Source organism: Nocardia sp. NPDC003979 (assembly GCF_053605015.1).
In genome coordinates, this window is record NZ_JBSGIJ010000001.1 from 477,293 (window position 1) to 488,615 (window position 11,323).

At 68.1% G+C, this 11,323-nt stretch carries 12 protein-coding genes; 7 read left to right on the forward strand and 5 right to left on the reverse strand.

What is annotated here, in order from left to right; genetic code table 11:
* Positions 1 to 97: 97 nt before the first annotated feature.
* Complete coding sequence (locus tag ACWEVR_RS02020) at positions 98 to 1,231, forward strand: DoxX family membrane protein (RefSeq protein WP_452465447.1); 1,134 nt, start codon at positions 98 to 100, stop codon at positions 1,229 to 1,231.
* Positions 1,232 to 1,584: 353 nt separating this feature from the next.
* A complete protein-coding gene (locus ACWEVR_RS02025) occupies positions 1,585 to 1,890 on the forward strand; it encodes a hypothetical protein (RefSeq protein WP_452465448.1) in 306 nt (101 codons plus the stop codon).
* A 5-nt stretch (positions 1,891 to 1,895) separates the two neighbouring features.
* Here ACWEVR_RS02025 and ACWEVR_RS02030 read toward each other — a convergent pair whose 3' ends face one another.
* Both ACWEVR_RS02030 and ACWEVR_RS02035 read right to left on the reverse strand, forming a co-directional pair.
* Complete coding sequence (locus tag ACWEVR_RS02030; RefSeq protein ID WP_452465449.1) at positions 1,896 to 2,219, reverse strand: hypothetical protein; 324 nt, start codon at positions 2,217 to 2,219, stop codon at positions 1,896 to 1,898.
* A gap of 22 nt (positions 2,220 to 2,241) precedes the next feature.
* On the reverse strand, positions 2,242 to 3,003 hold the full coding sequence (locus ACWEVR_RS02035) for a helix-turn-helix domain-containing protein (protein WP_452465450.1): 762 nt from the start codon (positions 3,001 to 3,003) through the stop codon (positions 2,242 to 2,244).
* A 346-nt stretch (positions 3,004 to 3,349) separates the two neighbouring features.
* Between ACWEVR_RS02035 and ACWEVR_RS02040 the strand changes: the two genes are divergently transcribed.
* The 3 genes from ACWEVR_RS02040 (at position 3,350) to ACWEVR_RS02050 (ending at position 6,137) form a co-directional block, all read left to right on the forward strand.
* On the forward strand, positions 3,350 to 3,934 hold the full coding sequence (locus tag ACWEVR_RS02040) for a CHAP domain-containing protein (protein ID WP_452465451.1): 585 nt from the start codon (positions 3,350 to 3,352) through the stop codon (positions 3,932 to 3,934).
* 187 nt (positions 3,935 to 4,121) lie between these two features.
* The gene (locus ACWEVR_RS02045; protein ID WP_245655276.1) at positions 4,122 to 5,270 is read left to right on the forward strand and encodes a hypothetical protein; all 1,149 of its coding nucleotides are present in this window, start codon (positions 4,122 to 4,124) and stop codon (positions 5,268 to 5,270) included.
* A gap of 156 nt (positions 5,271 to 5,426) precedes the next feature.
* The gene (locus ACWEVR_RS02050; protein ID WP_452465452.1) at positions 5,427 to 6,137 is read left to right on the forward strand and encodes a DUF1906 domain-containing protein; all 711 of its coding nucleotides are present in this window, start codon (positions 5,427 to 5,429) and stop codon (positions 6,135 to 6,137) included.
* A 65-nt stretch (positions 6,138 to 6,202) separates the two neighbouring features.
* On the opposite strand, the gene ACWEVR_RS02055 is transcribed toward ACWEVR_RS02050, so the two are convergent.
* Positions 6,203 to 6,976, reverse strand: a complete 774-nt coding sequence (locus tag ACWEVR_RS02055) for an Rv1157c family protein (RefSeq protein WP_067485726.1) — start codon at positions 6,974 to 6,976, stop codon at positions 6,203 to 6,205.
* Between the two features lie 391 nt (positions 6,977 to 7,367).
* Here ACWEVR_RS02055 and ACWEVR_RS02060 point away from each other — a divergent pair, with 391 nt between their 5' ends.
* Complete coding sequence (locus ACWEVR_RS02060; RefSeq protein WP_452465453.1) at positions 7,368 to 8,585, forward strand: mannosyltransferase; 1,218 nt, start codon at positions 7,368 to 7,370, stop codon at positions 8,583 to 8,585.
* A 1-nt stretch (position 8,586) separates the two neighbouring features.
* Here the strand turns inward: ACWEVR_RS02060 and ACWEVR_RS02065 are convergent, their stop codons facing one another.
* Both ACWEVR_RS02065 and ACWEVR_RS02070 read right to left on the reverse strand, forming a co-directional pair.
* Complete coding sequence (locus ACWEVR_RS02065) at positions 8,587 to 8,877, reverse strand: 4a-hydroxytetrahydrobiopterin dehydratase (RefSeq protein ID WP_452465454.1); 291 nt, start codon at positions 8,875 to 8,877, stop codon at positions 8,587 to 8,589.
* A 53-nt stretch (positions 8,878 to 8,930) separates the two neighbouring features.
* Positions 8,931 to 9,107 carry a hypothetical protein gene (locus ACWEVR_RS02070; protein WP_166655726.1) on the reverse strand — a complete coding sequence of 59 codons (177 nt, stop codon included), beginning with the start codon at positions 9,105 to 9,107 and terminating at the stop codon, positions 8,931 to 8,933.
* A gap of 124 nt (positions 9,108 to 9,231) precedes the next feature.
* Here ACWEVR_RS02070 and typA point away from each other — a divergent pair, with 124 nt between their 5' ends.
* Complete coding sequence (gene typA, locus ACWEVR_RS02075) at positions 9,232 to 11,136, forward strand: translational GTPase TypA (RefSeq protein ID WP_452465455.1); 1,905 nt, start codon at positions 9,232 to 9,234, stop codon at positions 11,134 to 11,136.
* The last annotated feature ends 187 nt before the right edge of the window (positions 11,137 to 11,323 follow it).

The following is an 11,323-nucleotide window of genomic DNA, read 5'->3' on the forward strand; positions in this document are numbered from 1 at the left end:
GCGAAACAGGGCGGCCGGTCTGTTGTTCGTTTGTGCGGCGGGGGACAGGGTAAGGCGGGAAGCGAGGAACCGACAAGCCAGACGAAGGGACCCGACCATGCCGATCAGGCCTGTCCGCCGCATTGCCCGCACACTGCTGGGGACGACGTTCATCGCCACCGGAGTGAACGGTTTGATGAATCCGAAGCCGCGTGCCGAGGCGGCCGCCGCCCTTGCCGACAAGGGGCGCGACAGCCTGCCCGACGCGCTGGCCGCCAAGGTCCCCGACGACCCCGGCAAGATGGTGCAGATCAACGCGATGGTGCAGGTGGCCGGTGGTCTGCTGCTGGCGAGCGGTCGCGCACCCCGGCCCGCCGCCTTCCTGCTCGCCGCGACCGTCGTCCCGGGCACCGTCACCGAACAGGACTTCTGGTCCGAGTCCGACCCCGATCGCAAGGCGGTGAAGCGGGCGGGGTTCCTGAAGGACCTCGGCCTGCTCGGCGGCCTGATGATCGCGGCGGCCGACACCGAGGGCAAGCCGTCGCTGGGCTGGCGGGGTCGCCGTGCCGCGCACAAGCTGATGGATCGCAGCCCTAGCCTGGCCGAGCAGGTGCGCGACGAAGGAGTGGTTGTCCTCGACGCCGCCAAGACGCGCGGATCGCAGCTTGCCGAGGTCGCCAAGGAACGTGGCCCCCAGCTGGCGGAGCTGGCTCGCGCCCGCAGCGAGCAATTGGCCGAGCTGGCCAGGGAACGCGGCCCGCAGATCGCCGAAGCCGCCCGCGAACGTGGTGCGCACCTCGCGGAGGTCGCCCGCGACCGGGGGCCGGAGGTGGCCGACGAGGCGCGCGGTCGAAGCTCGCACCTGGTCGAGATCGCCAAAGAGCGCGGGGCGCAGTTGGCCGAGGTCGCCAGGGAACGGGCCGAGATCGCGCGCGAACGTGGCGCGGAGGCGGCCGAAGTCGCCCGGGAACGTGGCGAGGAAGCCAAGGTGCGCGGCAAGCGCGCCGCCAAGCTCGCGCGCAAAGAGGCCAAGATCCGCGGTAAGTACGCCGCCGAGGTTGCCCGTGAACGCGGTGAAGAAGCCAAGATCCGTGGCAAGCACGCCGCCGAACTAGCCCGCGAACGCGGTTCGGAGCTGACCAACGGCAAGCGCCGCCCGCTTCCCTCCGCAGCCGCCGACCTCGCCGACCTCGTCGAAAAGACCACCGCCACAACGGCATCCGCCGTCCGCGAGCGCTCCGCCCGCCGTTAGAATCCGGCGAAGGCCGTAGCGGCGACGGCTGGCTGCCGCTCGACTACCGCACCGCAGCACCCAACCGCCGCACCGCCCTGAGCCGGTGCGGCGGTTGTGTGTTGCCAGCTGTTGAAGACCGAACCCGCGTGGCAGTTGGTTGCACCCCGATCCGACCGCCTTGCCGCCGTGAACCTTTGGGACAACGCACAACGATCTGCCCCGATATCCGTGGTCTGTCAGACCCGCGCCGCATGACGGAGTATGGGAACTCGCGCGGGAGATCGGGTAATCCCGGCGAATCGGGTTTGATGCCGCGCTCAGGTGTGAATACTGGGCTTTCGCAGTTGTTTTCGGAGAGTGGGATTCATCAGATGTTGTCCGGTCGTGAAACGTCCAAGCCCTATGCCGTTCGAGTCGCGTTGGTCGCGGCGGCGGTGACGATCGGGGTGCTCGGTTCGGCGGGCCAGGCGGCCGCGCTACCGGGCTCGGGTTCGGCGAGCGGGTCGGCCGATCTGGCGACCGGGTCGGCCACCGGCTCGGCGAACCTGGCGACGGGTTCGGCGGCGGGCTCCTCGGATACCGGTGCCGCGGGCGGCTACTTCGCCTGGCAGTCGTCGCAGTTCTTGAACAACGCCCTGCGGTTCCTGCTGTCGCTGCCGCAGGGAAACCTGCGGTAGGCCACCTACTTCCAGGCCTTTTCCCAGCGTTCGGCGGCCCAGTCGCGCACATCGGGGCTCACCAGGATCGCGGGTAGCAGCAGGGCGAAACCGATCACGAGCACCGCGAGCCGCACCCACACGCTGAGTTCGGCGATCGCGCGCAACAACGCGGGCAGCACGCACAGTCCCGCGAGGACGACCAGGATGATCGCGGCGAGGTTGCGGCCGGGGCCGGCGATCAGCGCCGCGCAGGTACCGAAGCACAGTCCGAGTACCAGCCCGACGACGCCGACGAAGTAGTTGTCCCAGGCCAACCAGCCTGGGCGCGCTGTCCGTTGCGTGGCCACGGCCGCAGCTTAACTCGAGCAGCTACTGGTTTGCGGCGTCTCGGGCGGAGCCGTCGAGAAGCGGGCAGAAGGTGACGAGCGACCATTCCCGCCGGGGCACGATCGAGTCGTGCACCTGCATGGTCATCGCTACGGCAGCGCCGGTCTCGGGGTGCCGGAACCGCTGCACCGGCCGGTCGAGGTGGGAGGGCACGTCGGGCTCGGTGGTCCAGAACCGTTCCCATTCCTCGGCGACCGCACAGGCCGCGAAGAGCCGGTCGATCCGCTCCTTGGGCACGACGCCGGGACTCATCACCCGGAATCCGTAGACGCACAGGTGAACCTGCTTGTCCCAGTCGAGCATCACCTCGCGGGAACGCGGGTCGAGCAGCATCCATTCCAGCAGCGTGGTGCTGGTGTCGAGGCCGGGAAAGTACCGATTCCAGGCCGAATTCGTGGCGACCACATCGTAGGTCGTGTACATCTGCAGGCTGGCCGGATACGAGATCGAGTCGAGCAGCACGAGATCGGCGGTGGGGATGTCGCTCGGGATGTCGGCCGCCGGGCTGCCGTAGCGGTCGGCCAGCGACAGCGACACCAGGTGATCGCGGAAAAGGGCGGGCACGTCGAGCGCGTCGAACAGCGCGGTGAGCGCCTCGAGGGTCGGTGTGCGCGAACCCTGTTCGATCTTCTGGATCAGGGCGGGGGAGATGCCGGCCCGCGCGCTGAGTGCGACGCGGGTGAGGCCGGCCGCCTCGCGACGTTCGCGCAGGTACCTGGCGATCGCCAGGTGCGGGTCTTCCACGTCGCGGTCCTCTTTCCTGCGGTGGGACAAACTGGGACAGTCGTCTAGCTTGACCGACCGTACGGCGTTCGCGAAAATTCTCACAGCCGGGCGGGGCAGCGCCGGGCTGCCCATCAGTAGTTCCGGAGCGGAACGGTCGCCGGAGGGGACGGCACGCGTGGTTCTCGCGCGCGCCGAGAGCGCCGTCGACTCTCGAGGCGTCGATACCCGGGTGGCGCAGGGGTCCACCCGGTGATCACGACCCGCGTCCGCTCCGGGACCACGCCGCGAGATTCTTCCGTATACAGGGAACCGTCGGCCCTCGCGATTCGTCTAATGAAGCAGAGACCGATGAAAGCGGGGGGCGATGACGCAGCTGCAGACCGAGCGGACCGGGCGCGGTTCCAGATGGATCCTGGGTATCTCCGGCGTGCTCGCGGCCACGGCGGTGCTGGTCGCCGGGCTGGTGTGGTGGCAGCACGACTGGGGTGAGCCGTTCCCGGCCCTGGACAGCGAACACCTCGACGAACAGCAGATCGCGCTGGTAGACGTGTTGCGCCGCGAATACGAGAAGCCAGGTGACGGACCCAAGTACGCCGAGGGTGTGAAGGAGGCGTGGTGCGCCGACTTCGTCAGCTGGACCATGCGCGAAGCGGGCAGGCCCCTGAGCAATCCGAACTCCGGTTCCTGGCGTATCCCGGGGGTGTACACGCTGCAGGAGTACTACGAGACCGTCGGCCGGTTCACCCGTCCCGACGTGGGTTACCGGCCGCGCATGGGCGACGTGGTGCTCTACGGCCCCGACAGCCCGCTCGGTCAGCACACCAACATCGTGTTGAAGGCCGAGGGCGACGCGATCACCACCATCGGTGGCAACGAGATGGGCACCATCCGGATCCGCACCATCAAGGTGAGCGAAACGCCCGACCTCGTGGGGTACGGACGATTCTGAAAGTTACTGTCGCGCAAGGTAACCGACCCCACCGACGCGGCACGACCGGGCCGGTGCACGTACGATGGACCACGCGGCGCCCGGCAGCGTCGCAGCCGACCCCTCCGTCCTGCTTCCCCCTCATCGGCAGGACGGGGGAGTTGCGCCGACACCTGACCGCGCACTCCGATCACGTACCGTGTTCGATGTGCGTGTGAAGGTGACCGGAGAAGCACGTCGTGACCCGAAGCGGATCGAGTACGCCGATTTCGGCGAGCGATTCGTCAGGTACGCGGTGACCGAGGACCGGATCGCCGCCGCCGTCGCGGGCATGACCGGGCGTGGTGTGCAGATCGGTCCGTTCTCCCTCGGACCGGCGGGATTGGCCGGTTTCGCCGCCGAAGGCACCCTCGGCACCCCGGTGGTCACCCGCAATCCCGGCGACGCGCTCACCTTCGGTGTGAAGGTCCCCCTGAAACTCGCGGTGAACCTGATTCTCGGTGGCCGCAAACTCGGCGTGGCCGCCCTCGTCGAGATCGCCCTCACCCTGCACGCACGCACCGCCGCACCATTGCTCCTCGTCATGGACGTCGGCACGGTGACGGCCAAGGACGTGAGTTTCACCCTGCGTGCCGAGGCCATCGACACCGCATGGGAAATGCTGCTCGACCCCATCGCGGGCCTCGTTCAGCGCGAGGTCGCGGGCCGGGTCAACGCCATCATCAGCGATCCCAAGGCACGAGCCGAGCGCGTGTTCGACATCGAGGCCATCCTCGACGGTTACCGCTCCCCGCACCGCAACGACACCGTGTTCGACTGGATCGACCACCGCGAATTCGGTCTGCGCTTCTTCACCCAGATCGTCACCCGCGACCGCGTGCACAGCGTGGTCGCTCAGATGGCGGGCGGGGAGATCGCGATCGGACCGCTGTCGGAGGGCCCGCGCGGCGCGGCGACGGTGACCGTGCGTGGCGCGATCGAGCAGCCGCGGGTGGTCGAGCGCGGCGCGGCCGTGCCCGGCGAGCTGCGGGTGTTCGACATGACCCTGCCGGTCGGCCTCGACATCACCGTCGACGTGCTCAAGGCCAACCACTACCGCGCCGACCTCGAGATTCCCCTGGTCCTCACGGCGCGCGCCGCCGAACCGCTGCAGATCGTGATCGAGGTGCCGCCGCCCGCCATCGAGGACATCTCGATGGAATTCACCGCCAAGGGTTTGCGCGCCGCGACGCTCGCCCGGCTGGCAGGCATCAAGAAACAGGTGATGGCCCAGGTCGTCGCGGTGGTGAGCACCGAGCTCGCCGACCCGTCGGGCCGGACCATCGACGTCGGCGCCGCTATCGACGGCGCCACCTGAGCTGTGACCGATGGTGCTGCTGTGATTACTGGGTCTAGCGGTGCCGGTGTTAGCTGTGGTGAAATGAGTCGCACGTTCTAGGCTCCCGGCGCGTACGGGGTTGACGCGCCGGGCTCGCTTGCCGGTTGTGGTCGGGTTGCGCGAAGGAGTCCTGTCATGCGTTCTGTTCCGGTCACCCGGCGAGAGTTCTTCGGATTCGCCGCCGCCGCGACAACTCTCGGCCTCGGACTGGCTGCCACGCCTGCCGCGGCACAGTCCTACGGCACCCTGGTCGACTACGCGGCGGGCGTCCCCTCGGCCGCGGCGATCAAGGCCGCGGGCCACATCGGCGTGATCCGCTACGTCTCCGACCGCAGGCCGGGTGCGGAGTGGATGGCGGGCAAACCGTTGCTGCCCGGTGAGGTGGAAGACCTGTGGGCGCACGGGTTGTCGATCGTGTCGAACTATCAGTTCGGCAAGGGCCCGACCGCCGATTGGCGCGGTGGCCTCGAAGCGGGCAAGCAACATGCCGAACGCGGCTGGGAACTGCACTCGGCCGCAGGCGGCCCGGACACCGCCCCGATCTACGCCTCGATCGACGACAACCCCTCCGAGCAGGAGTTCGACGAGATGATCGCGCCCTACATCGAGGGCTGGCAGTCGGTGCTCGGCCCCGACCTGGTCGGCATCTATGCCAACACACCGACCATCGACCGCGCCCTCGCCGCGGGTCTCGGTTCCTGGTTCTGGCAGCACAATTGGGGCACCCCGAGAGGTTTCGTGCACGACAACGCCCATCTGCACCAGTTCGAGATCGACAAGCGCGCCATCGACGGCGTGGGCGTCGACGTGAACACCGTGCTGGCCTCGGACTACGGCCAGTGGTGACCCCCTGAAACAACTCGAGCCCGGCGCCGTTCGCGAGAACGGGACCGGGCTCGAGCTCTGCCTACCTACACGGTGAAGAACCCGAGGGTCGGCATGAAGTTGCAGGTGCGCGGGGCGGCGCCTTCGGCGGCGGTGGTCAGCGACCCGGAGATCACCGCGACCACCCGGCCGTGACCGGTGTTGGCGATGGTCGACAGCGTGGCGGGCCCACCGGGGTTGATCTTCGCCTCGTCGGTGAGCGTCTGCACGCCCGACTGACGGGTATCGAGATTGAGCCACTGCACCGTCATCGGCGGGTTCTGTTCGGCGGTCGGCGCCTTGGTGCCGAGCGCGGTGAACACGAAACCGGCCTGGCCGGCGGCGGGGCCGGGCGGGGGCAGCTGCGCCGGACCGGGGACCGCGAGCGCGGTGCCGACCGAGTCGGCACCGTCACCGATGCACGCCTTGCCGATGGTCGGGTACAGGAACTGCGCGATGACCGGGCCGTTCTCGGGGATGTCGGGGCCACCGCCGCCGCTGCCGTCGAGGAAGGTGATGATCCGCTCCAGCGTCGCCTTGATGGCGGGCGGCAGATTCATGGTCGCCAGCAGGACCCGCGCCTGATCCAGCAGGGCGGTCTGCGGGCTCGCGACATCGGCGGGACCGGCGATCAGGCCGGTCACAGCGGGCGCGAAAGCGGCGAGCGCGTCGACCGGGACGCCCTCGGGCACCATCGGCACGCTGACCGGGGCCGCCTGCGCGGCGGGCGCGGCCGTTGTCGACGCGGGCACGGCGAGCATGGCGCCTGCCGCGAGGGCGAGAGCGGTCGTTGCGATCCGCGATGCTCGGCTACGAAGCACTTGTCCAGCCGTCCTTACCTCGGTGTTGCGATGGGCGAGGGTTGTCGGTCCCCATGACGGGGTCACTCTAAGGACAACGCTGCCGTGTTGTACAGCCGCCGGGCCCGTACACGCATCCCGGCCGAAAATACTCTGCATCGAAGCTAGCCCTGTGAAGTGTTACACGTGGGGATGTTGATGCAACTGTGACCAGCGGTGTCGCGCAGGAGCGTCACTGGATCCGGTTTTCGGCCCGCCTCGATTCTGGAGCGACGGAGCGAAGGAGCGAAGCGACTGAGCGGAGGAGTGAAGAATCGAGGCCCGCCAGGGCCGAAAACCTGCGGCGCCAGCCGCCAAACTATTGTGATCTGGCACCGCGTACGCGCCATTTCATACGACCGAAAGCACGGCCTTGAACCGACACCTCCGATGGGCTCTCGCGCTGCTCGGACTGTCCGTGCTCGCCCGGCTGGCCTGGATGCTGTTCGCGCCCAACGGGCTCAACGTCGTCGACCTGCACGTGTACGTCGATGGTTCGGCTTCGCTGCTCACCGATCGTCTCTACGACTTCACCTACGCGGAGAAGACACCCGACTTCCCGCTCCCGTTCACGTATCCGCCGTTCGCCGCGCTGGTCTTCTTCCCCCTGCACTACCTGCCGTTCCCGGTGGTCGCGGTCGGCTGGATGCTGGCGACTGTCGCCGCGCTCTACGGCGTGATCGCGATCAGTTTCGAACTGCTGCTCGGTAAGGAGACGGCGCGGGAAACGAAGTGGGTCACCGCCGCGGTCGGCTGGACCGCGCTCGGGGTGTGGCTCGAGCCGGTGCGCACCACCATCGACTACGGCCAGGTGAATGTGTTCCTGGTGTTCGGCGCGATGCTCGCGGTGCGCAGCTCGCGGTGGTGGGTCTCCGGTGGGCTCGTCGGTGTGATCGCGGGGATCAAATTGACGCCCGCGATCACCGGCCTCTATTTCGTGGCGCGGCGTCGGTGGGCGACGGTGGTGTGGTCGGCGGCGGCGTTCGGCCTCACGGTCGCTGTGAGTTTTCTCATCAATGCGCACGAGGCGAAGCGCTATTTCGGCACGCTCCTCGGTGACGCCGACCGGATCGGCCCGGTGGGTTCGGTCTGGAATCAGTCGTTGCGTGGCGCGTTGAGCCGCATCCTCGGCTACGACGTGGGTTCGGGTCCGTGGTGGATCGCGGGCGTGCTCGTCACCGCCGTACTGGCGTTCCTGGCGTGGCGCACCCTCGGCCCCGACGACCGGCTCGGCACCCTGGTGCTCGTGCAGCTGTTCGGCCTGATGATCTCGCCGATCTCCTGGTCGCACCACTGGGTGTGGCTGATCCCCACTGTGTTGTGGCTGCTCTACGGCCCGCTGAAGGCCGAGCGGATGGCGCGCGTGCTCGTGGGCTTCTGGGTGCTGACGATGCTGGTCGGCGTGCCGTGGGTGCTGTCGTTCGCGCAGCCGACGATCTGGGAGATCCCGCGTCCGTGGGTGCTGGCCTGGCTCGGCGCGGTGGATGTGATCGGGGTGTTCGTGCTGCTCGGCTGGCTGGTGTGGCACGGGCGCGACACGCTCGCCGCGCAGGTGCGTGGCCGTCGTGCGGTGGAGGTTCGGGCGGGCTGACTCAGCCCGCGACGATGTCGTCGATCACGTGCGCCATCGCGGTGTCCTGCCCGGTGAGCCCGCCCGCCGAATGTGTGCTGAGCGTGAAACGGATTGTGCGCCAACGGATATCGATGTCGGGATGATGATCGGCCTGCTCGGCCGCGGTGGCGACCTTGCGGACGAGTTCGATGCCGTCGAGGAAACTCGGGGCTTTCACCGTCCGGGTGATGGAGTCGCCTTCGCGCGACCAGTCCGGCAGTGTGGCCAGGGCGATGGTGATCTCGGGGTCGGAGAGCAGCGGATTACCCATAACTGCAGTTCTACGCCTCATCCGGGCAGGGCGCATCGCCCGTCGTCGGCTGCTCAGGCGGCGCGCGCCTGTTTCAGGGCCTTTTTGAGATCTTTACCGCTCAGACCGGCGGCTTCGGCCTTCTTCATACGCATGATGACGACGGGGCATTTGAAGCAGCGCGTCTTCTTCCGGCAGCACTTTTTCTTCGGCTTGAGGCTCGAAACCTTCTTCGCCTTTACCTTGCCCACGCGGGTTAGCTTACCCTAAGTACAAAGGCTGACACGTGCCCGCCACTTCGGTACCGGTAGTCTGGAACAGGCCGCGAGCAAGATTCATGCGTGCCAAATACATCAACAGCAGGAGGATCCAGGCGTGTCGTCTACACGCGATTTCCGCAACGTCGCCATCGTGGCCCACGTCGACCACGGCAAGACGACCCTGGTCGACGCCATGCTTCGTCAGTCGGGCGCGTTCGCTGAGCGGGCCGAACTGGTCGACCGAGTCATGGACTCCGGTGACCTCGAGCGCGAGAAGGGCATCACCATTCTCGCGAAGAACACCGCCGTCCATCGGCACCACCCCGACGGTTCCGTCACCGTCATCAATGTCATCGATACCCCGGGCCACGCCGACTTCGGTGGTGAGGTCGAACGCGGCCTCTCCATGGTCGACGGTGTCGTCCTGCTCGTCGACGCGTCCGAGGGTCCGCTCCCGCAGACCCGTTTCGTGCTGCGCAAGGCGCTCGCGGCCAAGCTGCCGGTGATCCTGGTCGTCAACAAGACCGACCGCCCCGACGCCCGCATCGCCGAGGTCGTCGAGGAGTCGCACGATCTACTGCTCGACCTGGCCTCGGACCTCGACGACGAGGCCGCCGAAGCCGCCGAGCTCGCGCTCGACCTGCCGGTGCTCTACGCCTCGGGTCGTGAGGGCAAGGCGTCCAAGGAGCAGCCGGAGAACGGTCAGGCGCCCGCCGCCGAGAACCTCGACGCGCTGTTCGACGTGCTCATGGAGTACATCCCGGCGCCCAAGGGCGACCCGGAAGGCCCGCTGCAGGCCCACGTCACCAACCTCGACGCGTCGGCGTTCCTCGGCCGTCTCGCGCTGGTTCGCATCTTCAGCGGTGAGCTGCGCAAGGGCCAGAACGTGGCCTGGATCAACGCCGACGGTGTGAAGACCGTCAAGATCACCGAGCTGCTGCAGACCGTCGGTGTGGAGCGCCAGCCCGGTGAGGTCGCCGTGGCCGGTGACATCGTCGCCATCGCGGGCATCTCCGACATCATGATCGGCGACACCCTCGCCGACGTGGAGAACCCGGCCGCGCTGCCGCGCATCTCGGTCGACGAGCCCGCCATCTCGGTGGTCATCGGCACCAACACCTCGCCGCTGGTCGGCCGGGTGCAGGGTCACAAGCTCACCGCCCGCATGGTGAAGGCGCGTCTGGATCAGGAACTGATCGGCAACGTGTCGCTGCGCGTGCTCGACATCGGCCGTCCCGACGCCTGGGAGGTGCAGGGCCGTGGTGAGCTGGCGCTGGCCATCCTGGTGGAGCAGATGCGCCGCGAGGGCTTCGAGCTCACCGTCGGCAAGCCGCAGGTGGTCACCAAGCAGGTCGACGGCAAGGTGCACGAGCCGTTCGAAGAGCTGACCATCGACTGCCCCGACGAGTACCTGGGTGCCATCACCCAGCTGCTGGCCGCCCGCAAGGGCAAGATGGTGCAGATGAGCAACCACGCCGCCGGCTGGGTGCGCATGGAGTTCATCGTCCCGTCGCGTGGCCTGATCGGCTTCCGCACCGTGTTCCTCACCGAGACCCGCGGCACCGGCATCGCCAACGCCGTCTCCCACGGGTACGCGCCGTGGGCCGGTGAGATCCGCGCCCGCCACACCGGTTCGCTGGTGTCGGACCGCGCGGGCACCGTCACCCCGTTCGCGATGATCCAGCTGGCCGACCGTGGTCAGTTCTTCGTCGAACCGGGCGCGGAGACCTACGAGGGCCACGTGGTCGGCATCAACCCGCGTGCCGAGGATCTCGATATCAATGTGACCCGCGAGAAGAAGCTGACCAACATGCGCAGCGCGACCGCGGACACCTTCGAGACCATGGCCAAGCCCTTGCAGCTCGATCTCGAGCTGGCGATGGAGTTCTGTGCCGGCGACGAGTGCGTCGAGGTCACCCCCGAGGTGGTCCGCGTGCGCAAGGTCGTGCTCGGTGCCAACGAGCGGGCGCGTGACCTGTCGCGTCGCAAGGCCCGCGACAAGGCCGCCGCAGGATCATAAGCGGCTGGCGCCGCGGGGTTCGGGCCTAAACCCTCACCTCTTCCCTCCCTCCGGGCACTCCTTCGCCGCACCCTCCGGTCAGTCCAGAGGCGAGGGACGGCCCGAACCCAAGGCGGTTGGATGGTACTCAGTACCGTCCGACCGCCTTTTTCGTGCTCGAATCCGGCGGCGCCGACCGAAGCGCAAT